Origin of the sequence: Streptomyces halobius (assembly GCF_023277745.1) — a bacterium.
GTDB lineage: Bacteria > Actinomycetota > Actinomycetes > Streptomycetales > Streptomycetaceae > Streptomyces > Streptomyces halobius.
The window spans coordinates 8,373,379-8,395,949 of record NZ_CP086322.1; the positions used below are offsets into that span (position 1 = coordinate 8,373,379).

The 22,571-nt window shown below is 71.2% G+C and carries 17 protein-coding genes and 2 pseudogenes; 11 read left to right on the forward strand and 8 right to left on the reverse strand.

Annotation, left to right across the window (positions count from 1 at the left end):
• Window positions 1–421: 421 nt before the first annotated feature.
• Window positions 422–859, reverse strand: a pseudogene (locus K9S39_RS37985) (sensor histidine kinase); the annotation flags it as partial.
• A 601-nt stretch (window positions 860–1,460) separates the two neighbouring features.
• Window positions 1,461–3,878, reverse strand: a complete 2,418-nt coding sequence (locus K9S39_RS37990) for a collagenase (RefSeq protein WP_248867841.1) — start codon at window positions 3,876–3,878, stop codon at window positions 1,461–1,463.
• A 341-nt stretch (window positions 3,879–4,219) separates the two neighbouring features.
• Here K9S39_RS37990 and K9S39_RS37995 point away from each other — a divergent pair, with 341 nt between their 5' ends.
• From K9S39_RS37995 to K9S39_RS38035, 9 genes are all read left to right on the forward strand, one after another.
• On the forward strand, window positions 4,220–5,635 hold the full coding sequence (locus K9S39_RS37995) for a cellulase family glycosylhydrolase (protein ID WP_406708084.1): 1,416 nt from the start codon (window positions 4,220–4,222) through the stop codon (window positions 5,633–5,635).
• A gap of 107 nt (window positions 5,636–5,742) precedes the next feature.
• Window positions 5,743–6,921, forward strand: coding sequence for an NAD(P)/FAD-dependent oxidoreductase (locus K9S39_RS38000; RefSeq protein ID WP_406708085.1), 1,179 nt, complete (start codon window positions 5,743–5,745; stop codon window positions 6,919–6,921).
• A 154-nt stretch (window positions 6,922–7,075) separates the two neighbouring features.
• Window positions 7,076–7,390 carry a (2Fe-2S)-binding protein gene (locus K9S39_RS38005; RefSeq protein ID WP_248867843.1) on the forward strand — a complete coding sequence of 105 codons (315 nt, stop codon included), beginning with the start codon at window positions 7,076–7,078 and terminating at the stop codon, window positions 7,388–7,390.
• On the forward strand, window positions 7,371–8,930 hold the full coding sequence (locus K9S39_RS38010; RefSeq protein WP_248867844.1) for an FAD/NAD(P)-dependent oxidoreductase: 1,560 nt from the start codon (window positions 7,371–7,373) through the stop codon (window positions 8,928–8,930). The genes K9S39_RS38005 and K9S39_RS38010 overlap by 20 nt, the downstream gene beginning before the upstream one ends.
• 71 nt (window positions 8,931–9,001) lie before the next feature.
• A complete protein-coding gene (locus K9S39_RS38015) occupies window positions 9,002–9,910 on the forward strand; it encodes a dihydrodipicolinate synthase family protein (protein ID WP_248867845.1) in 909 nt (302 codons plus the stop codon).
• A gap of 78 nt (window positions 9,911–9,988) precedes the next feature.
• A complete protein-coding gene (locus tag K9S39_RS38020) occupies window positions 9,989–10,993 on the forward strand; it encodes a proline racemase family protein (RefSeq protein ID WP_248867846.1) in 1,005 nt (334 codons plus the stop codon).
• A gap of 161 nt (window positions 10,994–11,154) precedes the next feature.
• Window positions 11,155–11,877 carry a GntR family transcriptional regulator gene (locus tag K9S39_RS38025; protein WP_248867847.1) on the forward strand — a complete coding sequence of 241 codons (723 nt, stop codon included), beginning with the start codon at window positions 11,155–11,157 and terminating at the stop codon, window positions 11,875–11,877.
• A 205-nt stretch (window positions 11,878–12,082) separates the two neighbouring features.
• Window positions 12,083–13,354: an alpha/beta fold hydrolase gene (locus tag K9S39_RS38030; RefSeq protein WP_248867848.1), complete on the forward strand. Its 1,272-nt coding sequence runs from the start codon at window positions 12,083–12,085 to the stop codon at window positions 13,352–13,354.
• 78 nt (window positions 13,355–13,432) lie between these two features.
• Window positions 13,433–13,723, forward strand: a complete 291-nt coding sequence (locus K9S39_RS38035; protein ID WP_248867849.1) for a hypothetical protein — start codon at window positions 13,433–13,435, stop codon at window positions 13,721–13,723.
• A gap of 345 nt (window positions 13,724–14,068) precedes the next feature.
• On the opposite strand, the gene K9S39_RS38040 is transcribed toward K9S39_RS38035, so the two are convergent.
• The 3 genes from K9S39_RS38040 to K9S39_RS38050 all read right to left on the reverse strand — a co-directional run bounded on the left by K9S39_RS38040 (window position 14,069) and on the right by K9S39_RS38050 (window position 16,421).
• The gene (locus tag K9S39_RS38040) at window positions 14,069–14,380 is read right to left on the reverse strand and encodes a hypothetical protein (RefSeq protein ID WP_248867850.1); all 312 of its coding nucleotides are present in this window, start codon (window positions 14,378–14,380) and stop codon (window positions 14,069–14,071) included.
• 424 nt (window positions 14,381–14,804) lie between these two features.
• A complete protein-coding gene (locus K9S39_RS38045) occupies window positions 14,805–15,233 on the reverse strand; it encodes a VOC family protein (protein ID WP_248867851.1) in 429 nt (142 codons plus the stop codon).
• Window positions 15,234–15,452: 219 nt separating this feature from the next.
• Window positions 15,453–16,421 (reverse strand): LysR family transcriptional regulator, encoded by a 969-nt coding sequence (locus K9S39_RS38050; RefSeq protein WP_248867852.1) that lies wholly within the window; start codon window positions 16,419–16,421, stop codon window positions 15,453–15,455.
• Window positions 16,422–16,493: 72 nt separating this feature from the next.
• On the opposite strand from K9S39_RS38050, the gene K9S39_RS38055 reads away from it, so the two are divergent.
• Window positions 16,494–17,423, forward strand: coding sequence for a dihydrodipicolinate synthase family protein (locus K9S39_RS38055; RefSeq protein WP_248867853.1), 930 nt, complete (start codon window positions 16,494–16,496; stop codon window positions 17,421–17,423).
• A 154-nt stretch (window positions 17,424–17,577) separates the two neighbouring features.
• Here the strand turns inward: K9S39_RS38055 and K9S39_RS38060 are convergent, their stop codons facing one another.
• Window positions 17,578–18,774, reverse strand: coding sequence for a baeRF2 domain-containing protein (locus K9S39_RS38060; RefSeq protein WP_248867854.1), 1,197 nt, complete (start codon window positions 18,772–18,774; stop codon window positions 17,578–17,580).
• A 41-nt stretch (window positions 18,775–18,815) separates the two neighbouring features.
• The gene (gene polX / locus K9S39_RS38065) at window positions 18,816–20,561 is read right to left on the reverse strand and encodes a DNA polymerase/3'-5' exonuclease PolX (protein WP_248867855.1); all 1,746 of its coding nucleotides are present in this window, start codon (window positions 20,559–20,561) and stop codon (window positions 18,816–18,818) included.
• A 588-nt stretch (window positions 20,562–21,149) separates the two neighbouring features.
• Here polX and K9S39_RS38070 point away from each other — a divergent pair.
• Window positions 21,150–21,302 (forward strand): hypothetical protein, encoded by a 153-nt coding sequence (locus K9S39_RS38070; RefSeq protein WP_248869250.1) that lies wholly within the window; start codon window positions 21,150–21,152, stop codon window positions 21,300–21,302.
• 414 nt (window positions 21,303–21,716) lie between these two features.
• On the opposite strand, the pseudogene K9S39_RS38075 reads toward K9S39_RS38070, so the two are convergent.
• Window positions 21,717–22,490 (reverse strand): annotated as a pseudogene (locus K9S39_RS38075) (CDP-alcohol phosphatidyltransferase family protein); the annotation flags it as partial.
• Window positions 22,491–22,571: the final 81 nt, after the last annotated feature.

Here is a 22,571-nt window from a genome sequence, read left to right on the forward strand (position 1 = left end):
GGACGCGGAGGAGTGATGAAAGCAGCGAGATCAGGCCAACTTGCCCTGGCGGGCGTGGTGTTCGCTGGGATGCCGCAATGGCGCTGTCAGTCACCTCGCCGGCCGCCGCGGTCGTCGCCGTCCTCACGCTCGACCGGCCCATGCCGCCCCATTGGACCGAGCAACAAGGAGATCGCCCAGCGCCTCCCCGTCGCTTCCGCCGGGAAATACGCCTTCCCGGAGCAGCAATGAGCAGATTCCCGTCTGCGTTTCATGCTGCGTTTCAGGCGGGAGTTCGCGCTGCTTTCCTCAGGCCAGGCAGTGCAGGGTCGTTGACGTAAAGCGCTGCAGCAGAAGTCTTCGGTTCACGAAGAACAGGCTGTGGGCGACCACGAGGGTCCACGGGAGGAACCACAGGAACAGCAAGGCCGATCCGCCCCGTTCAGGGCTCGATCGGGAGGCGGAGCGTGGCGACGGCTCCGCCGTCCGGGGCATTGGAGAAGTGCAGGGTGGCGCCGAGGACCTGGGCCTGGCCGACGGCGATCGTCAGGCCCAGGCCGTGCCCGGTCCTCTTGCCGTCTTCACCTGACTGGCTTCTGAACCGTTGGGGGCCCTGCTCCAGGAGGTACTCGGGATAGCCGTCACCGTGGTCCCGTACGGTGATGACCGGGGCGTCGACGGTCACCACCGGCGGACGGCCGTGCTTGTGGGCGTTGGCGACGAGGTTGCCCAGCACGCGTTCCAGCCGGCGCCGGTCGGTTTCCACGCGAGCGTCCCGTACGACGCGGACCTCGGTCGTCGTCCCCGTGGCCCGCATCGCGCGCTCGGCCAGCGGCACGAGCTGGTGGACGTCCAGGTCCGCCCGTTCGGCCTTCCCATCGCCCGTCAGATCGTGGTACACGGGGGCGCGTACCGGGCAGGGTTCCGGCTTCGGCTTCGCGGTGCACCGGGCGATCCCGGCTTCGGTGTCCGGTTCGAAGGCCGGCGCATCGGCGCGGGCGTCCGCGGCGATCTGCTCCTCGACCACGGAGAGCGTGGACAGGGTACGGATGTCCCCGGACGGCACCCGGCACAGCGCGGGCAGGGGGGCGGCCCGGCCTCGCCCTCCGGGTCCGGTGAGGGAGGCGGCGCGGGCGGCCGGTCGGGCCACAGCCGTGCCGGAGCGGAGGCGACACGGATGGCGCCGGCGCTCTCGGGGGCCCCGGTCCCCGCACACCCGCCGAGCAGCGCCGTCGCGCTCACCGTCACGACCGCCAGGGCCGTCGCCCGTGCGGGGCCGGGGGCGGGCAGCGAGCGGAGGAGCGACACGGTCATTCCCGACGGCGGGAGGCGGGGAGCGTACAGGACCGATCATGTTCGCTGCCCCACGCCGCGGCACCCCCGCCGGTTGTGTGACGGTGGCCCATGGCTCATCCGTGTGACGGAGGCGGGGTGGGGTGGGGTGGGAGCCCTCCCGCGGGACGGCTCCCACCCCGGGCGCGTCAGCCGCGCAGCGGGCCCTCGCAGGTGTAGTCCGCGGTGCCGGTGCGGCCGTCGGGTGCGATGTCCACCTCGCCGAAGGAGCAGTTCATGTCGGTGAGGTTGTTGTCGCCGGTGGCCGCCTTGCCGAGGACGGCGGAGTCGACCGTCTCGCTCATGTCCTTGAAGACCTGGTCGGCGTCGCCGGCGCTCGACAGGTCCGCGGTGATCTGCCCGGTGCACGCGAACCGCGGGCGCTCCGGCGCACTGTTGGAGCGGCAGCCGGGTGTCAGGCCGGTCGTGGCCGTGAAGGAAGCGCGGACCGCGTCGGCCGAGTCGTCGTCCAGCTTGTCGACGGGGATGTACTTCGTGTCGGGCACGAACAGGTCGTCGACATGCGCGATCTGCTCGTCCAGAAAGGCGTCGTACGCGCGCTGCAGGTTCTCGTCCCGGCCGAGGCGGTCGCGCCAGGCGTCGAACGTCGCGGGGTCGTCGGCCCGCAGGGAGCCGTACATCTCCTTGATCAGGGACGGGCGTTGGGTCCACAGGAACTCGAAGAACGTGCCCGCGTAGTCGTAGAAGCGGAAGCCGTCCCCGTCGTACGTGGCGTGCAGCAGCTGGTTGACGGTCATACGCGGCTTGCCGCCGGTGGTGTCGTCGATGATGCCCTGCACCAGGGACTTGCGGACCTTGACTCCGTCGTCGCGGGTGGCGCCGTCGAAGAACTCGGCGGTGCCCTCGTCCATCGCGGTGGTCCGGTCGCCCTCGTACCACGGTCCCTCGCCGAAGAGCCCGGGGACCGCCCACCTGCCGTTGAGGTAGTGGGTGTACTCGTGGCGGAACAGCTCCTCCAGCGTCAGCGTGGAGTCCTCCGGCACCCTCCGCTGGTACGTGTAGAAGGTCGCGCCCTTCTCGATGTAGATCCCGCCGTTGTCCGTGCTCAGCCCGGTGAGGATCGGCTGGTACGTCTCGTAGTCGGCGCGGGAGGCGTACAGCACGGTGTGCAGTGTGGTGTTGGTGTCGCCCTCCAGCGGCCGGTCGGTGCCGAGGACCCGGTGGAAGTGCGCTCTGACCTGCTTGCTCGCGTAGTAGAGCTGGTCGACGGTGGTCCGGTCGAGCGCGGTGCGGACCTTCATCGTGTCGTTGTCGTAGACGTATGTCTGCGGGAAGAGACGCCGCTCGATGTCCTCCTTGCACACCGCGTACGGCTTGCAGGCGTCGAACTCGATGAGCCAGGTGACGACCTTTCCCCAGGGCGGGCTGCCGTCGCCGAAGTTCTGTGTGACGGTGTCCAGCAGTGTGCCGAGATCGGTGACGATCTCGTCGCGCACCGCCTCGATCTGGCCGAACCGCCCGTACTCGCCGATCGCGTCGCGCACCACCCAGGCGTTGTCGGTGTCCTTCAGGTGCGTGTGGTCGGCGAAGGCGCGGAAGGCGGCGCGGTAGGAGGGGTCGGCGGTGACTGCCTCGTGGAAGGCGGTGTCCTCGTTGCCGGGGTAGACGCCGAGGTAGTTGAGGGAGAGTGCGGCGAGTGCCGCCCCGGCCCAGGAAGCGTCCTTGTTGGTGTCCGGATGGTCTGCGTCCATGGTGGCCAGCACCCGCTTGACGAGAGGAAGTTGGTGCTGGCGCAGGCCGGGAGCGCCCGCCGCGTAGAGCGCCTCGCGGAGGGATTCGGCGTTGCTGCGCGTGGCGTCGAAGGTGCGGTCGGCGGAGCCGAAGGCGTCGATGGCGCCGCGCATGGCGTCCACGGTCGGCTGGTCGGTGATGTCGATCTCGTCGTGCGAGAAGTCGTGGTAGGCGACGGCGTGGAGGTAGGTGAACATCTCCAGCAGATGGCTGCCGTTCGTGCCGTTGTGGGCGGGGGCGAGCTGGATGATCCGGCGGGAGACCGTCTGGACGTGGTCGTCCGACATGACGGGGACCAGGCGCTGGTCCCAGGTCCACAGGAGGTCGCGCAGGCAGCCGTCGGCGGTGACTGCCGGGTCGGCGAGGAAGCCGGCCAGCTCCTCGGGGTTCAGGCGCGTGATGCCGTCGAGGGTGCAGGGGACCGCTTTGCCGTCGACGGTGGCGCGGACCGCTGAGGTGTCCTGTGCCGGTTTCTCCGTGCGGGCACCTGGGAGGCGGCCGTCGGACAGGGCGCCGGGGCCGGCGGCGCTCCGGTCGCCGGGCCGGGGGGCCTCGGCGAGGCGGACGACCCTGTCGTGGGGGTTCTCGCCATGGGAGTTCTTGTCGTCGTGGTTCTCTTTGTGGTGGCTCTTCATGTGGGGGTCCGGTTTCGGAGTCGCCTTCGAGGGGGTGACGGCGCTCGGGTGTGCCGGGGCGGACGCGGGGTCGGGGGAGGCCGCGTGGCCGACTGCGGCGGGAGTGCCCACGAGCGCCACGGATATCGCGACCGCGGACAGAGATCTGCTGAGGGTTTTGAGTGTTCGGAGCTGATGCACCGGTGGCTCCTGTGTGTGGGGGATGAGCTTCTGGGTGTACAGAGCTTCGGTGTGGCCCGGCAGCAACCCCCGCCGGGTGACCGGCACTTGGCATCGAGCAGAGCGCGATCAGTGCCATGTGATGCGTAAAGTAGTAATGTGAAATGGCACTGACAAGACTTCAGTTCGGCCCGGGGGCCCGGTCGCGGAAGTGACAAGCCGCCTTCCGGCGCGCGTCGTGTGCCCAGACCCGTGCCGGCCGCCAACCGTTCGGCGTGCCGGGAGCCCGCCCGGGGTTTCAGCGGAAGGGCCGACGGCCATCTGTTCGGAAAGGGTGTCGGTATGAAGTCGGGGATGTGGCTGTGCGGGGATTCATCGGATCCATCGTCAAGGCGGGAGCAACTCTGGCCACTGTCCTCGCGCTGCTCTTACCAGGCGTGGCACGAGCGGATGCGGACGCGCCGCCGTCACCGCCGCCGCTCACCGACGACCGCGGGCGCACGCTCACCCTGCGCGGCTGGAACGTCGAGGACAAGACACACCGCGGCGCCGACGCGCTCAGCGCCGTCACCGAGCGGCACTTCCGCGACATGCACCACCAGGGTTTCAACTTCGCGCGCCTGCTGGTCTTCTGGGACGACCTGGAGCCGCGGCCCGGCCACTACAGCGTGCGCTATCTGCGGAAGGTCGAACGGATCCTGGACTGGGCCCACCGCTGGCGCGTCCAGGTCGTCATCGACGCCCATCAGGACGTCTTCGGCCCGGAGTTCGGCCATCGCGGCGTCCCGGAGTGGGCGACCCGCACCGACGGGCTGCCCTTCACCCCGCACCCGGAGGACTGGTTCGCGGAGTACTTCGAACCGGCCGTACAGGCGGCCTTCGAGCACCTCTACCAGGACCGGGACCTCCAGCGGGCGCAGACCCGCATGTGGCAGCTGCTCGCCCGGCGCTTCGCCCACCACCCCGCCGTGTTCGGCTACGACCTGATCAACGAGCCCATGGGGCGGCTCCGCGAAGGCGAGGACCTTCCGGCAGCCGCCCGCCGTATCGAGTCCGAGCAGCTGACCCCGATGTACAACCGGATCGCGGACGCGATCCGTACGGCCGACCGTCACAACTGGCTGTTCGTCGAACCGACCCCGATCGTCGGCGAGGGGCTGCCCACCGGCCTCGGCCGCATCCACGACCCCAAGGTCGTCTACGCACCGCACTTCTACAACGCCACGATGGAAGCGGGCGGCGACTACGACCCCTCTGCGCGCTGGATCGAGAACTATGAGAACGCCGTCACCGGCTACCCGAGCACCCAGCACATACCGGTCGTCGTCGGCGAGTGGGGTCCCCGAGACAGCTCACTGCCCAACATGGCGCGTTTCTACGGCGACGCCCTCACCTCCCTCGACCGCTACAGCTCCGGCTGGGCGGGCTATGTGTGGTGCTACGGCGGCGGGTACTGCGCCGTCGGCGAGGACGGCCGCTTTCGCGCCAACAAGGAGCAGACCGCGCGTCCCTATGCCCCCGCCGTCGCAGGCACGGTGCGCGAGCGGGGCTACGACCCCTTGGCGCGGACGTTCCGTCTCGTCTACGACTCCCCGGGGCGGTCCGATGTCAGCGAGCTGTCCACTCCGCCCACGGGGGTGGGGTGGCGGGTATCGGTTCGGGGCCCGGCGGTCGCCTGGCCGCGTGCCGTGCCGGCGGGGGAGCGGGGCACGGTCCGGGTGTGGGCGCAGCCGGGTGCCTCCGGGCGGGTCACGGTGACGGTCTCGGCACGGCGGTGAGGCTGTCCCCCCAGCTGCGCCCCGGTTCCCCGGCAAGGAAGCTGATGCCGATTCGGTCATTGACGGCCATGAAACCCTTGGCGTGGGTAGACCCCTTGGCGCAGGCAATGCAATGTGAAATATTACTGCCCGTGTTCACCAGAAACTCCGCAGACGTCATCGTCGTCGGGGCGGGTGTGATCGGCGCGGCCTGCGCGTACTACGCCGCCCGGTCCGGCCTCCGCGTCACCGTGCTCGACCGCGGCCCCGTGGCGGGCGGTACGACGGGGGCCGGCGAGGGCAACCTCCTGGTCTCCGACAAGGAGCCGGGCCCCGAACTCGAACTGGCCCTCCTGTCCACCGGGTTGTGGCGGCAGCTGGCCGAAGAACTCCCGCCGGACATCGAGTACGAACCCAAAGGCGGACTGGTCGTCGCTGCCGGCGAGGCCGGGATGACCGCGCTGCGGGACTTCGCGGCCGGGCAGCGCACGGCGGGCGTCACGGCGGACGAGGTCCCGGCCGACCGCCTGCACGACCTGGAGCCCCATCTCACCGCCGGCCTGGCGGGCGGCTTCCACTATGCGCAGGACGCGCAGGTCATGCCGGCGCTCGCCGCCGCGCATCTGCTGCGCGCGGGCGGCGACCGGGTCCGGCTGCACCTCGGCGAGGAGGTCACCGGCCTGCTCATCCAGGCGAGCGGTGCGATCCGGGGGGTGCGGACGACGGCCGGGGAGCTGCACTCCCCGTATGTGGTGAACGCCGCCGGGACTTGGGGCGGCGACCTCGCCCGTCTCGCGGGTGTCGAGCTGCCCGTACGGCCCCGCCGGGGCTTCGTCCTGGTCACCGAGCCGCTGCCGCGCGTCGTGCGCCGCAAGGTGTACGCGGCCGACTATGTCGCCGATGTGGCCAGCGGCTCCGCCGCGCTGCAGAGTTCGGCGGTGGTGGAGGGCACCGCGGCCGGGCCGGTCCTGATCGGCGCCAGCCGGGAACGGGTCGGCTTCGACCGCACGCTGTCGCCCGAGGCGCTGCGACGGCTGGCGGCGCAGGCCACCGCGCTCTTCCCGGTCCTGGCCGGGGTCCGGGCGATGCGCACGTACGTCGGCTTCCGCCCGTATCTGCCGGACCACCTGCCCGCCATCGGCCCCGATCCGCGTCTCCCCGGCCTGCTGCACGCCTGCGGCCACGAGGGCGCGGGGATCGGGCTGGCCCCTGCCACCGGGCTGGCCGTCGCACGGTCGCTGACCGGCGGCGAACCACCCCTCGACATCACCCCGTTCCGGCCGGGACGCTTCTCTCCGGCCGCCTGAGACCGCCTGCCAAGACGGTCAGGACCGTCAAGACGGCCAGAACCGCAAGGACCATCAAGACCGCCATAACCGCCATACCGCCAAGACCGCGATGAACGCCGTGACTGCCCGACAGCCATGAACCGCCTGCCCGGCAGTCGCGAGAGGAGGAGCCGTGGCCCGTACCCCCGCCGACCTGGTCGGCGCCCAGCCCGGTCCGCCGTTCCGGATCACGTTCGACGGGCGCGCCGTGACCGCTCTGCCCGGCCAGTCCGTCGCCGCCGCACTGTGGGCGGCCGGAATCCTGGCCTGGCGCACCACGCGCGACGGCGGGCGCCCGCGGGGCGTGTTCTGCGGCATCGGCCAGTGCTACGACTGCCTCGCCACCATCAACGGAGAGCCCAACCGGCGGGCCTGCCTGGTTCCGGCCCGGCCGGGGGACGCCATCACCACTCAGGAAGGACACGGCCGTGCCGCTCTCGGCGTCTGAACCGTACGACCTCGCGGTGATCGGTGCGGGCTCCGCCGGTCTCGCCGGAGCCGTCGCAGCCGGTGAACTCGGGCTGTCCGTCGCCCTGCTGGACACCGCCACGCACATCGGTGGGCAGTTCTACCGCACCCCGGCGCCCGCCCTGGGAGCCGTCCGGCCCGAAGCCTTGCACCATGACTGGTCCGCCTACGCCGACCTGCGCCGACGGCTGAAGCAGAGCGAGGTCCGCCACCTTCCCGGACACCACGTGTGGAGCGTGACGCACGACGAAGAGGCTGACGGGCCGTGGGCGGTGCACGCCGTCACCGGGGCCGACGGCGGCGGCGAGTGCCCCGTGCGCGTACGGGCGCGTGCGGTGCTGCTGGCGACCGGCGCGTACGAACGCCAACTCCCCTTTCCCGGATGGACGTTGCCCGGTGTCGTGGGCGCCGGGGGAGCGCAGGCCATGCTCAAGTCCGGCCTGGTACTGCCCGGACGGCGGGTCGTCGTGGCGGGCAGCGGACCCCTGCTGCTCGCGGTCGCCTCCTCGCTGGCAGCCGCCGGCGCGAAGGTGCCGGCCGTCGTCGAGGCGTCCGGCTATCTGCGGTACGCCCGGCGCCCCCGGGCGCTCGTCACCAACCCACACAAGGCGGCCGAGGCGCTGGTCCACGGCGCGGCGCTGCTGTGGCACCGGGTGCGGGTGCGGCTGCGCAGCGCGGTCACCGAGGTGCACGGCACCGACCGGGTGGAGGCCGTCACCGTCACGCGCCTCGATCGCGACTGGTGTCCCATACGGGGGGCCGGACGGCGGATCGACTGCGACGCGCTGGCCGTCGGGCACGGCCTCGTCCCCCGGATCGAACTGGTCACGGCGCTCGGCTGTGCCACCCGTCCGCTGTCCGACGGCACCAGGGGACTCGCCCTGGACGGCCTCCAGGAGACCTCGGTACGCGGTCTGTGGGCGGCGGGTGAGACCGGGGGAGTGGGTGGGGTCCAACTGGCCCGCGTAGAGGGCGAATTGGCGGGAGTTGCTGCTGCCTCCCGGATCCTTGGACGCCCTGCCCACGGCGGCCGGGTCCGGGAACTCCGGCGCCGCAGAGGACGGATGCGCGCCTTCGCCGACGCGATGACCGCCGCCCACGCGCCCGGCCCGGGGTGGTCGCGCTGGCTGACGGACGACACCGATGTGTGCCGCTGCGAGGAGGTCACCGCCGGGCGGATACGCGAGGCGATCGAGGGCCTCGGAGCGCGGGACGCCCGTACCGTCAAGCTGCTGACCCGAGCGGGGATGGGCTGGTGCCAGGGCCGGATGTGCGGTCCGTCCGTGGCCTGCCTCACGGCCCGCGAGCAAGCCGCCGAACCTCCGGCCGAACGCCGCCCGTTCGCCGTGCCCGTCCCGCTCTCGGCGCTCGCCGCGCTCCACGACCCCGTTGATCCCGACGCACCCGGAGCGCCCGACGCACCCGGCGTCAACGAGCTCGGGGGTCGGTCCGAGACCCTCTCCGAGGGTGCGTCCGAGGCTGTGTCCGAGCCCAACGCCGCGCCCGGCGGCGACGGCTGATTCCGAGCCGAGCCCCCGGGGTATCGAACCAGTGAGTAAAATGTCACATTCCGTAGAGAGGGTTTGCCGGTATGACCGCCACCATCTGGAACAAGGCCCGCCCCTGGCGCGGCATCATGGTCGCCACCGCCCTGCCCCTGCGTGACGACCTGTCCGTCGACCACGACGCCTACGGCGACCACGTCCGCCGGCTGCTCGACAACGGCTGCGACGGCGTCGTGCCCAACGGCTCGCTCGGTGAGTACCAGACCCTCACCGACGAGGAGCGGGCCCGCGTGGTCCGGACCGCCGTCGAGGCCGCGGGCGACGGGGCGCGGGTCATGCCGGGCGTCTCCGCCTATGGCGGCGGCGAAGCCCGGCGCTGGGCGGAGCAGGCGGCCGAGGCGGGCTGCGGCTCGGTGCTGCTGCTGCCCCCGAACGCCTACCGGGCCGGCGAGTCGGGCGTCCACGCCCACTACGCCGAGGTCGCCCGCGCCGGGATGCCGGTCGTCGCGTACAACAACCCCATCGACACCAAGGTCGACCTCACCCCCGGCATGCTGGCCCGGCTGCACCAGGGCGGCAGCATCGTCGCCGTGAAGGAGTTCACCGGTGACGTCCGCAGGGCGTACGAGATCGCCGAACTCGCCCCGGAGCTCGATCTGCTGATCGGCGCCGACGACGTGCTGCTCGAACTCGCCCTCGCCGGTGCCGTCGGCTGGATCGCCGGCTACCCCAACGCCTTCCCCGCCGCCTGCGCGACCCTGTACCACGCCGCCGTCGCCGGCGACCTGACCACAGCCCTCCCCCTCTACAAGTCCCTGCACCCCCTGCTGCGTTGGGACTCCAAGACGGAGTTCGTCCAGGCCATCAAGCTGTCCATGGACATCGTCGGACGGCGAGGCGGTCCCACCCGTCCGCCGCGCTCCCCGCTCACCGGGGAGACCGAGGCGGCGGTGCGGGCCGCCACCGAGAAGGCCGTCGCCGCCGGCCACCGCTGACCACACCACCCTGCCCACGGACCGATCCCCCCGCCCACTGACCGGAAGATCCCCCACCCACCGACCGAAAGGAAGCCCGTGCGTACCCGTCACGTCTTCCACGCCGTCGACTCGCACACCGAGGGCATGCCCACCCGCGTCATCACCGGTGGCGTCGGCGTCATCCCCGGCGTCACCATGGCCGAGCGGCGGACGTACTTCATCGAGCACATGGACCGTCTCCGGACGCTCCTGATGTACGAGCCGCGCGGCCACGCCGCCATGAGCGGCGCCGTCCTCCAGCCGCCCACCCGCCCCGAAGCCGACTACGGAGTCCTCTTCATCGAGGTCTCCGGGGTGCTCCCGATGTGCGGGCACGGCACGATCGGGGTCGCCACCGTCCTGGTCGAGACGGGCATGGTGCCGGTGACCGAACCGGTCACCACCGTTCGGCTCGACACCCCGGCCGGGCTGGTGACCGTCGAGGTCCAGGTGGCGGACGGCGCGGCCCAGTCGGTCACGTTCACCAATGTGCCCGCGTACTGCGTCGGGCTCGACCGCAAGGTCCAGGTGCCCGGCTGCGGCACGGTGACGTACGACCTCGCGTTCGGCGGGAATTTCTACGCCGTCGTCGAACTCGACGCGCTGGGGCTGCCGTTCGACCGTGAGCGCAAGGACGACTTGCTGGCCGCCGGACTCGCCGTCATGGACGCGATCAACGCCTCGCCGGGGCGTCCCGTGCACCCCGAGCGGCCGGAGATCGCCGGAGTCAAGCACGTCTACCTGGCCGCTCCCGGCTCCGGCGCCCGCCACTCACGGCATGCCATGGCCATCCATCCCGGCTGGTTCGACCGCTCCCCGTGCGGCACGGGCACCTCGGCCCGGATGGCTCAGCTGTACGCGCGCGGTCAACTGCCCCTGGGCCGCGACTTCGTCAACGAGTCCTTCGTCGGCACCCGCTTCACCGGCCGTCTGATCGAGAAGACCACCGTGGGCGCACTGCCCGCCGTCGTACCGACCGTCACCGGACGCGCCTGGATCACCGGCACCGCCCAGTACTTCCTCGACCCGGACGACCCCTTCCCCGGAGGTTTCCTCCTGTGACCAAGGCATCCGGCCACGGTGCGCGCGAGCAGGGCCGGGCGAACAGGGCCGGGCGGCGCCGGAGTTCTCCCGCGGGCCGGATCTGCACCCTGTCGCACTCTGGAGCAACGTGACATTGTACGGTGGTGGTCCAGGCCAGACCGAAGGGATCACGAACCGCTATGGGGCACCTGAAGCACCGCGACCTCAACGCCGGCCGGGAGCGGCTGCGCGATCAGGTGAGCAACGCCCTGCGGGCCGCCCTGATCTCCGGCGAACTGCGTCCGGGTGTGGTGTACTCGGCGCCCACGCTCGCCGAGGACTTCGGCATCTCCGCCACCCCGGTACGCGAGGCGATGCTCGACCTGGTCCGTGAGGGCCTGGTCGAACCGGTCCGGAACAAGGGGTTCAGGGTCACCGAGGTCAGCGAGCGCGATCTCGATCAGTACACCGAGATCCGCGCACTGATCGAGATCCCCATGGTCGGCCGGGTCACCCGCAGTGCCACACGGGAGGAGCTGGAGTCGCTGCGGCCGGTCGCCGAGGAGATCGTACGGGCGGCGCGTGACCACGACCTCATCGGCTACCTGGAGGCCGACCGGCAGTTCCATCTCTCGCTCCTCGCGCTGTGCGGCAATGACCGCCTCGTCGAGACCGTCAGCGACCTGCGCAAGCGGTCCCGCCTGTACGGGCTCACCGCCCTGGACGAGCGGGGTGAGCTGATCCCCTCGGCCGAGGAGCACCTGGAGCTGCTTGAGCTGATGCTCGCGGGTGATGCGAAGAAGGCCGAGAGGTGCATGGCCAAGCACCTGGGCCATGTGCGCTCCCTGTGGGCCGGCGGCGGCAGCGCTTCCCCGGCCGAAACCAAGGGAGCGGTGCGCCGTACCGGGAAGCGGTCCGCCTGAGGCGCTGAGGCACTCGGGTGCCGGGGTGCTTGGGGACTGAGGCACTCGGGGACTGAGCGCTGAGGCAGCACGGGCTCCTCATAACGCGGCGCCATACCGACGTGAGAGCTCCTCGCCCACGGCGGGCTGAGGCACGCTGACGATGCCATGTCGCACCCCACCATCGCCATCACACCTGACGATCCCTGTCCCGTGAAAGGGCCCCATGAACCCTGCCTACGCCACCACCGACCACGTCTTCACCGTCCCGCTGGACCACTCCCTCCCGGACGGCCCGACCCTCCAGGTGTTCGCGCGCGAGGTCGTCGACCCGGCGCGTGCCGATGAGCAACTGCCCTGGCTGCTCTACTTGCAGGGCGGTCCCGGCGGCAAGGCGCCCCGCCCTTCGGCGGGTTCGCCGGGATGGCTGCCGCACGCGCTGAAGACCCATCGGGTGCTGCTCCTCGACCAGCGCGGCACCGGTCGCTCCACGCCGGTCACCGCGCGCACGGCCGCCCGGTTCGCCTCCCCGTCCCAACTGGCCGCGTACCTTGCCCACTTCCGCGCCGACGCGATAGTGGCCGACGCCGAACGGGTTCGCCGTCAACTCTGCGCGGATGACGGCGAACCCTGGGAGACGCTCGGCCAGAGCTACGGCGGCTTCATCACCCTCACCTACCTCTCGCAGGCGCCCGAGGGCCTACGGGCCTGCTACGTCACCGGCGGCCTGCCCGGACTCACCGCGACCGCCGACGACGTGTACGCCCGCACCTACCCGCGCGTACGGGACCGGGTCCTCGACTTCTACGCCCGTTACCCCGACGACGCCCCTCGCCTCCGCGAGATCGCAGATCGCCTCGCAGCCGGAGACATCCGGCTGCCCGGCGGCGACCGCCTCACCACCCGCCGCCTGCGCACTCTCGGCCTCGCCCTCGGCGTGGCCGACGGCTTCGAGCGCATCCACTGGCTGCTCGACGAATCCCTGGACGCGGGCGGCGAGTTGACCGACACCTTCCTTCACCAGGTCGAGTCCCTGACCGGCTTCACCGACAACCCGCTGTTCGCCGTCATGCAGGAGACGCTGTACGGGCAAGGGGCCGGTCCGACCGGGTGGGCGGCCGCCCGGGCCCTCACCGCCGTCCCCGAGTTCGCCGAGGAGGCGGACCCCCTCCTCCTCACCGGAGAGATGATCTACCCCTGGATGTTCCGGGAGATCGGCGGCCTGCGCCCCTTCGCGGACGCCGCGGACCTCCTGGCCCGACGCACCGACTGGCCCCCGCTCTACGACCCTCAACGCCTCGCCGCCAACCGGGTCCCCCTCGCCGCGGTCGTCTACCACGACGACATGTACGTCGACGCCGGTCTCTCCCTGCGCACGGCGCGTGACATCGGCGCCACCCGCGTCTGGGTCACCAACGAGTGGGAGCACGACGGCCTCACCGCCTCCGGCGACCGGGTCCTCGCCCGCCTGATGGACCTGGCCGCGGGCCGCGCGTAATCCGTCGGTCCCTTACTGCCCGCAACTTCGCCCGACAGCTCTCCCGTCTCGACAGCCCTCCCACCCGACAGGAGTGACATGTCCGCCCTGCCGACGCATCTTCGTGCCGTCGCCGTCGCCGTCGCCGTCGCCGTCGCCGTCGCCGTGGCCCTCACCCTCACCCTCACCTCATGCCTCACCGCCCTCCCGACGGCGAACCCGCCCCCCGTCCGCTCCACGGCCCGACCGCGCAGCTCGTCCACGACCGGCACGGCGGCGGCCTCGGCGACCTCTTCGACGGTCAGGGCGGCGGATTCCAGCTCCTTGGTGCCGAGCCGGTGTCCGGAGACGTTGATGACGTCGTCGATGGGTCCCAGGATGCGGAAGTAGCCGTCGGCGGCCTCCACCGCGCCGTCGCCGCACAGGAACGGCGTCGGATCGCTGCCCGACGACTGCAACCGCGCCAGGAGCACGGATGTCTCCCCGACGAGGTACCGCTGCGTCATCCCGATCACCGCCCAACCGGCGAGCAGAGCAAGCCGTTGTCCGCCCCGGCGCACGGCCCGGCCACACTCCACGGCCGGGTGGCGCCCGTACTGCGCGGTGGCGCGGCTTTGCAGGTCAGCCAGGGCTGGTGTCAGCCTCGGGTGACGCGATCTTGCATCCGTTCACGATGACGCCAGTCGACACTGACCTGATCCGGGTGCCGATTAACCGCGGCAGTACCGGAGTTGATCAGTGGCCTCCTCGGTTCTCGACGCACGGCCCCGTTCCGGGCTGGGGCTCGGCGTAAGCGCCGTGCACCTTGCTGGTCACCTCGTCCTTCGCCACGCGCCCAGACACACACGCCACTCCCGTGTGGACGCTGTAGAACCCATGCCCGAGGTGGACGCCGTGGTCCCTGCCGCAGCCGAGACGCCGCAGCGCCGCCGCGATCCGCTCCTCGCTGAAGTCGCCTTCCTGCCGGACCTTCTCCAGCTCCTTCCGAATGAGCTTGGCCGACGCTTCCCCCCAAGCGCGCTTGTACGCGGTCATTGGCGCTTGCATGCGGTAAGCGTGATTGTCGGCGTAGTTCGGAGGAACGTCCTTGTTCTCCCCCTGACGATCGCGGTCCGCGCTCGGAACGGGCGAAGAAGGCCGAACGGTGGGCGCCACCGCAGGCTGCGCGCACTTCGGCCGGGGAGTGAAAGAAGGCCGAGGGCCGGCAGACCGCGTCTGCTCGCCCTTCTGGGTTCCACACGCGGTCATGGCGATGGCGATGAGTGCGGCTGCTGCGGTTGCTGCGGCTGATCGTCTGATGGGCATGGGCAAAGTTTCCTGCAGGGGACTGCGAGGCTCATGAGTGCGGGTACTCATCTCCGGCCGTCCCCAGCGGTCTTGCCGTCACTGCCCGGCAGATGACAGGCCGCGCATGCGGAAACGCCGGCGGATGTCCGCCGGGGTCAGGACATGCCCCCGGCGGACTGCTCGCTCAGGGGCGGGCGTAGGGCCGGGTCATGATCTCCATGTTGTGGCCGTCCGGATCGTCGAAGTACGCGCCGCGGCCGCCGAACAGACGGTTGATCTCGCCGGGCTCGGTGTGGCCGGGGTCGGCATAGTAAGTGACCCCGACCGCCTCCAGGCGGGCGATCATGGCGTCGAACTGTGCGTCGGGGACGAGGAACGCATAGTGCTGCGACTGGATCGGCTCGTCCCGCTTCTCGTAGTAGTCGAGCGTCACGCCGTTGCCGAGGTCGACGGGCAGGAACGGGCCGAACGGGGCACCGGTTTCGAGCCCGAGGATCGCGGCGATGAACTCGGCCGACAGGTGCCGGTCGCTGGCGTAGACGGCGATGTGGTTGAGCTGGACGGTGGTCGTCGGCAGCTCGGATGCGGCCGACTGCTGCTGGTCGTCTGGCATCAGTGGGGTATCTCCGGTCTTCGGATGTGCTGGGACGGGGCGCCGCACTCGGGCGCCGAGAGCGAAGACGCGGAGAAAGGGGCGGGCCGCGTGTCCTCCCCCACCCTCGGCTGCGCTCGACCGGGAGGACCCCCGCCGCGCTCAAGCCGAGGCCGGGAACCTCACTCGTGCATGGCCCATGGCCGACCCGGCAGTCACGCAGCGGACCTTAGTGACCCGTCACGGGCTGGGGCAACGCTGTTCCTCGATGCGGCATCGGTCGGGCACGTGGCGGCGTCCGCCCGCACCGAGCGCCTGAACTGAGCCGGAGGCGGTGCGGAGCGCGGCAGTGGCCGCGGCGACCGCGGGATGCCGGTCGGCGCCACTGCGAAATGCGATCTCGGTGCGTCTGTGGAGGGGCAACGGGGTCAGCGTCACCTCGGGGCGCGGTCCGACAACTCCGAGCTGCGGCACGAGGGCCACTCCTTGGTCCGCTGCGACGAGGGCCAGCACTGTGGCGAACTCGTCGGCCTGGTGCCGGACCCGTGGGGTGAAACCCGCGGCCTGGCATGCCCGGACGGTCATCGTGTGGCACAGCGTTCCCGGGGACGCCGTGATCCACGGCTGGTCCTTTGAGCGCGCTATCACAGAACCGTCAGCTGCCCCTGCCTGCAGGGGGGTTGTTGACGCGAGGTACATGGGCTCGGTGAAGAGCGGCTCGATCGTCAGGCCGGGTTCGACGGGCGACGGCACGAAGTCGTACTCGTGAATCAGCGCAACGTCCAAGTCGCCTGCGCGCAGGGCGTTGGCGACTCCTGCGGGGTCGATCTCCAGCCCCCTGGGTTCCAGGCGCGGGTGTTCGCGGGCGAGTGCGGTCAGCGCGGTGGGGACTATCGCGCGGCCGGCGGTGGGGAAAGCGCCGATCCGCAGGGGGCCCGACAGGCCGTGGCGCGCGTCGGCCAGATCGGCGGTGGCCTGTTCGAGGCGTTCGAGGATGGCCTCCGCATGGTGGACCAGGTTCTGCCCTGCCGGGGTGAGGACGACCCTCCGCCCGGTCCGTTCCAGCAGCGGAACCCCTGCTTCCCGTTCGAGGGTGCTGAGTTGCTGGGAGACCGCCGACGGCGTGAAGGCGAGCGCCTGGGCGACGGCGGCGATGGTGCCGCGCAGGGACAGTTCCCGCAGCAGGCGCAGACGTCGGACATCGAGCATAAGGTGAGCTTACGCTCAGCCTCGAAAACGCGAACTGGACCTATGAGATCTCGGAGGGCCAGGCTCGTACTCATGGCTCAGCAGATATCCCTGCGGGGGGTCCACGTACCGCTCGTCACCCCGTTCACCGCACAAGGACGGATCGCGCAGGACTCCCTCGAAGCACTCGCGCACGCCGTGCTCGACGCAGGCGCCACCGGGATCGTCGCCCTGGGCACGACCGCCGAGGCCGCCACGCTCGACGCGGAGGAGAAGACCGCGATCGTCGATGTGTGCGCCCGGGTCTGCCGGGAACGTGCGGCACCACTGATCGTCGGCGCCGGGAGCAATGACACCCGGGCCAGCGAACGCGCTCTCGCGGACCTCACGAGGTGGCCGGAGGCGGCGGCCGCTCTGGTGCCGGTGCCTGCCTACACCAGGCCCTCACAGGACGGTGTCCTCGCACATTTCTCACGCTTGGCGGAGGTCAGCCCCCTGCCGCTGGTCGTGTATCACATTCCCTACCGCACCGCTCAGGCGCTCGACGCGTCCGCTCTGCGTACCGTGGGGCGCCTTCCCGGTGTGCGGGGGGTCAAGCTGGCGACAGGCGGCGTCGACCGGGAGACCATCGACCTGCTCGGCGATCTCCCGCAGGACTTCGAGGTCCTGGCCGGAGACGACCTGTTCCTTTCCCCGCTGATGGCGCTCGGCGCGACGGGCGGCGTCCTCGCCTCCGCGCACCTGGCCACCAGCCGGTTCGTGGAGTTGGCCACTGCCTGGCACCAGGGCGATCTCGCACGGGCCCGGGACCTCGGGCATGCCCTGGCCCGGCTGTCGGCCGCGGCCTTCCGCGATCCCAACCCCACCGTGATCAAGGGGGTCCTGCACGCTCAGGGCCGTATTCCCACGCCGGATGTGCGTCTGCCGCTACTGTCGGCCCGACGCGACTCGGTGGGGGAGGCGCTCAAGCTCCTGTCCGATCTGGGCGCCCGGCCATGCTCGCCACCACAGGCATGCCGATGAACCGTGGCTGGTGTGCAGGGCTCCAGTTGAGGTCACGGTCGCACGCTTCCCCCGTGCGCCGGTAGCGGTCCATTCTCGGCCCGTACGAAGCCGAACCGAGCGGCGGCGTGGAGCCGCCGCCCGCGCTCGTGGCCCGCGCCGATGGCCCCGCGCCTCAAGCACTCCAGCGCAACACCGCGCCGAATCCGCCCGCCGGGCCGGGCGTGCCCTCCGGGACCAGCAGCACCTCGGCGTCGGTGGCAGTGGCGGACCGCAACAGGGCGTCGTCCGCGCGTGCCCGCTCCGGCTTGCCGACGCCCAGCGCCAGCGCCTGGCCGCGCTGCACGGCGACCTCGTCGACGCCGGGCCCGATCCAGACGTCGCGGCCCGCGTCGGACGCGTCCTGCCCGAGCAGCAGCGTGCCCACCTGGTGGCTGCGAGCGGCGTCCACGACGGCGGGCACTCCCTCCGCCGCGTCTCCGGGAACGCTGTCGACGCCGTGCGCACCGTGCGAGCCGGGGTGGCGGCGTCCGGCGCGGAAGCGGTCGAGGGCCTCTTCGAGGCGTGCCTGCGCGTACTTCTCGCGGGCCTCGGCTATCTGGCGGTCGAGCACGCTCGTGGAGGCGCCCGGAGACCTGCTGCCGTTCTCGGCCTCGACGGTGACGGCCCGGATCCGTTCGGGCAGCCGGTTGTGCACGGCCCGGCGCTCGCGGGAGTCGCCCGTCAGGACCAGCAGCTGTGCCCCGCTCTCCGGCCACTGCCGGGCGAGCTCGTCCGCGATGATGCCGGCGGTCTCGTTCCAGGTGTTCTCGACCTTGTTCCGGTAGTGCCACTCGTACCGGTCCGCGGGGATACTGCGGTGCCCTCGGCCCCGCCACTCCTTGCCGTTCGCCGTGGCCACGGTCCGGCTGCGCCGTGCGTCGCGCAGCTCGATATCGGCGCCGGTGCGGTCGATGTACGCGACCAGGCACGCCGGCTCTTCGCCGATCAGCCCGGGAAGCGGGGCGATGTGCGGCAGGAGGGACCAGGTCGCCTCGGAGCGGACCGGGGGCACGCCGAGCGGGATGTCGAGTACGACCTCGGCGCCCGCGGCGAAGAGGGCCCGGCCGGGAGGCGCCCCGGAGGCCGGCTCGTGGGCGAGCCGGTCCGTCACCGCCCGGCATGTGTACGGGTCGGAACCCGCGTCGATGAGCTGGGAGGCGACGGAGCGGGTACGGAGCTTCTGCCGCGACTGCGCGTCCTCGGTCGCGCGCGTGGTGTCGATATACACCGAGGCCCATGGGCCCAGACGGTCGAAGAGCGGCTTGAGAAAACCGAGTTCCATGATCTTCCCCCGGTTCGGGGACAGTGGGCACAACCAGGTGGTGACCATGACCAGATGGTGACTGCCACCAGGTGGTGAGTACTACCAGGTTAGGACGAGGAGGAGGGGCCGGCAGAGTCCTCCTTGCGGAGGAAACGGCGCAAGCGCGCCAGGGGCCAGGTGTTGATCACATCGTCCGCGGTCAGCCACCCCCGCTGGGCGGTGCCCACCCCGTAGCGCAGGTACTCCAGGTGGAGCGGCGCGTGGGCGTCGGTGTTGACGGCGAACTTCACGCCGTACCGCTTGGCACGCAGGATGTGCTCGTCGGACAGGTCGAGCCGGTCGGGGTGGGCGTTGATCTCCAGCGCCGTCCCGGTGCGGGCGCAGGCGGCGAACACCGCGTCGAGATCCATGTCGAGGCCCGGTCGCTTGCCGATGATCCGGGTGGTCGGGTGCCCGATGATGTTGACCCGCGGGTTCTTGCAGGCCGTGACGAGCCGACGGGTCAGGGCGTCCCGTCCCTGGTTGAAGTGCGAATGCACGGAGGCCACACAGAGATCGAATCCCCGCAGGAACTCCTGCGGCCAGTCCACCGTCCCGTCCGGACCGATATTGAGCTCGGTGCCGTGCAGCAGGCGCATCTTCCGGTGCTTACCGTCGAGTTCGTGTACCCGCTCGCGCTGGGCCAGCACTTTCTCGTCGGTCATCCGCTGCATGTAGAGATTCGGGGCGTGGTCGGTGACCGCGTAGTAGCGCAGGCCCCGCCGGGCGGCGGCCGCCACCATCTCGTCCAGCGGGGCGAGGCCGTCGCTGAGGTCGGTGTGGGTGTGCAGATCACCCCTGATGTCCGCCTCCGTGACCAGGTCCGGCAGCTCCCCGCGCAGCGCTGCGGCGACCTCGCCGCGGTCTTCGCGCAGCGTCGGCGGAATCCAGGGCAGCCCGAGCCGCGCGTACACCTCCTCCTCGCTCGCCGAGACGATCTTCTTCCCGCTCCTGGCGTGGAACAGGCCGTATTCGGAGAGTTTGAGCTTGTGGTGCACGGCCATCTCGCGGGTGCGGATGTTGTGCTGCTTCGAACCGGTGAAGTACTGCAGCCCCGCGCCCCAGGAATCCGGCGGCACGACCCGCAGGTCGATCTGCAGGCCCTTCGTGGTGCGGATCGAGCTCTTCTTCGTGCCGTGGGCGATGACCTCGGCCGTACCCGGCAGCTGGATGAAGGTGTCCATGAAGGAGGCGGAGCGGCCCGCCGCCACGAGGATGTCCACGTCCCCGATGGTCTCCCGCATACGGCGCAGCGACCCGGCGTACGCGCAGCTCTCGCAGCCGGACAGCGCGGACAGCTCGGCCACGATCTCCTCGGCGACCTCCATGGCGGCGTTGATCGGCACCCGGTCGCCCGCGGCCTGCATCAGCCCGATGCCGTGCAGGATGTTCTCCTCGGTCTTCGGACCGAAGCCCTTGAGGTCACGCAGCCGCTCCTCGTTGATGGCGTCGAGGAGTTCGGGCACCGAGGAGATGTGCAGGTCCTCGTAGAGCGTCATGGCCTTTCTGGGCCCGAGGGTGGGGATGGCCATCAGCTGGCGCACACCGGCCGGGATCTTCGCCCTGACGTCCTCCACGGCGGGCATCCGGCCGGTCCGCAGATACTGCAGCACCTTTTCGGCGATGGACCTGCCGACGTTCGGGATCTCGTGCAGGCCCTTGGCGTCGAGTTTCGACACATCGGTGTGGTAGCCGCCGATGGCACGTGCCGCCTTCTCGTAGGCGCGGGCCTTGAACGCGTCTCCGCCGGTGATCAGGGTGAGGTCCGCGTACTCCTGGAGCAGCGCCTCGACCTCCTCGTTGGGCCGAACCACATGTCCATTTTAGTGCGGTCCCGCGCCGGGGACCTTTCCGGCCGGGACCTTGGTTCCCGGACCAGCGTCGTCGGCGGAACGAGAACGACGGTCCGGAGCAGGTGAAGGCAGCAGCGTGCCGTCCGCCGTGGTCACCGACGCCTCGGGGTCACCCGGCGGCTCGTCCGCGGCCGGCGAGCTGTCCAGGGCCCCCGCCCAGAACCTGCCAGGCGGTGGGCGTCGGCGCAGTCGAATGTGAGGTGGCGTACCAGTGAAGTCCGGCTGACTATGCGAGCGCCGGGTCGGGCTGTCCAGCGGGTTCTCCGAGACCCTCGTGCCCCCCTGCGCCCCCTGCTCCGTCGTGCTGTGGTCCCTCGCGCACCTTATGGTTCTCTCCGCCGCACCCCTTCGGGCCGTCCGCCGTCGTCGTCTACAGTTGCAGAAATCCGTAATTCAACAGTGACGTGATGGACGGTCGGCCGGGACGCGGAGGGAATGCGTGGGCGGTTTCGCCGAGTCGGTACGGGAACGGGCAGGGGCGGCACGGGCAGCGCAGGCAGCGGACGCTCCCGCCTCACATTCGTTCGAGGTGGGGAGCGGAGCATCGGCGTGAACGGCGGGAACAGCGCGAACCGCGGGCGGGTACTGGAGCAGGACGGACCCAGGCCCGAACGGGACCTGCTCGCCGCGATCGAGGTGGAGCCGTCCGCGCCGACCCAGCGGGCCGAGGCCGGCGGCGTGGCGGCCATCGGATCCGGGTGATCGCGGATGGCCGGCGCAGCGCGACGTAAAGGACCGCCGCCCTGGAGAGCGGTCCGCTCACGCACCTGCATACCGAGCACCTCCGGGCCGGGCGGCGCACGGCCCTGCCCCGGGCGCCACCACGGGCGAGGGCCGCGGCGCTCCGTACGGCGTACCTGCCCGGACATCCTCGTCCGCCACCGGACGTCGCCGCGCTGCGGTCTCAGGAGGGCCCGTACGACCGCGGTCCGCCCCGGCACTCAGCTGGCGAGGGTGCCCAGCACGGTGCTGCTCACCCACCGGACGGCGCGGCGCAGTCCGTGGCAGCGGGTGCTTCTCTATCTCTTCATCGGCCAACTCCTGGTCGCTTTCCTGGTGTTGGTCGTCCACCTGGGGCGGCACGCCGGGACGTAGCGGAGGAGCGGGGAGGGAAGAGGGGAGGGCGGTCTGCCTCCTCCCCTGCCACAGCGATCCGATATCGCGCCCGAACGACCACACGAGCAGCGCCAGCGCCCCGGCCACCGCGGTGCTCGCCCACGCCCCCGGCACGATCGTGGCAGCGGCCACGACCAGCACGATTCCCTGCAGCGCCGCCACCGCTTTGCGGGCCGTGCTCGGCGGCAGCGGGCCGCGCAGCCACGGCAGCACCCAGGACGCCGCGACGAAGACGTATCGCATGACGCCGATGCTCAGCACCCACGCGCCCAGTGGCGTCGCGAGATGGACACACAGCACGAGGATCAGGAACGCGTCGACCTCCATGTCGAAGCGCGCGCCCAGAGGAGTCGCGGTCCCGGTACGCCGGGCGACCTGTCCGTCGACGGCGTCCAGGACCAGTGCCACGGTCGCCAGGCCGACCAGCGCCGCCACCGGCACCCGTCCGCCGAAGGAGTCGGCGACCAGCGCCGTCACCCCGCCGACGAGTGTGGCGCGGGCCAGGGTGACGCGGTTGGCCGGTCCGAAGGACCCGGTTGACGACCGGCGCAGCGCCCGGGTGAGCACGACCCCGGTGGCCACGGCGAACGCCGAACCGGTCAGCCACCCCGCGGGCCCCACCCCGACCACCAGGGCGAGCACCGCCAGCGGTGCGAGCTGCGCACCCAGCACCGCCAGCACCGCCGGCACCGCCGGCAGGGCGGGCTGCGCACCCGTTCCCGCGGCGGTGTACGCCGTGAATGGACCTGCCGCATAGCGTTGTTGTACGGCCATCACGCCTCCTGCGAGTTGTGGCGGAGCCGATGAGCGCCGCGTAGGGTGACGGCGTCTTCATGATCTCCAGCATTCATGAAG

Coding starts and splice junctions, on each gene's coding strand:
- K9S39_RS38000 (WP_406708085.1), top strand. CDS start 5,743: ATGCAATGTGAAATATTACTGCCCGTGTTCACCAGAAACTCCGCAGAC.
- K9S39_RS38015 (WP_248867845.1), top strand. CDS start 9,002: ATGACCGCCACCATCTGGAACAAGGCCCGCCCCTGGCGCGGCATCATG.
- K9S39_RS38025 (WP_248867847.1), top strand. CDS start 11,155: ATGGGGCACCTGAAGCACCGCGACCTCAACGCCGGCCGGGAGCGGCTG.
- K9S39_RS38030 (WP_248867848.1), top strand. CDS start 12,083: ATGAACCCTGCCTACGCCACCACCGACCACGTCTTCACCGTCCCGCTG.
- K9S39_RS38035 (WP_248867849.1), top strand. CDS start 13,433: ATGTCCGCCCTGCCGACGCATCTTCGTGCCGTCGCCGTCGCCGTCGCC.
- K9S39_RS38040 (WP_248867850.1), bottom strand. CDS start 14,380: ATGCAAGCGCCAATGACCGCGTACAAGCGCGCTTGGGGGGAAGCGTCG.
- K9S39_RS38045 (WP_248867851.1), bottom strand. CDS start 15,233: ATGCCAGACGACCAGCAGCAGTCGGCCGCATCCGAGCTGCCGACGACC.
- K9S39_RS38050 (WP_248867852.1), bottom strand. CDS start 16,421: ATGCTCGATGTCCGACGTCTGCGCCTGCTGCGGGAACTGTCCCTGCGC.
- K9S39_RS38055 (WP_248867853.1), top strand. CDS start 16,494: ATGGCTCAGCAGATATCCCTGCGGGGGGTCCACGTACCGCTCGTCACC.
- K9S39_RS38060 (WP_248867854.1), bottom strand. CDS start 18,774: ATGGTCACCACCTGGTTGTGCCCACTGTCCCCGAACCGGGGGAAGATC.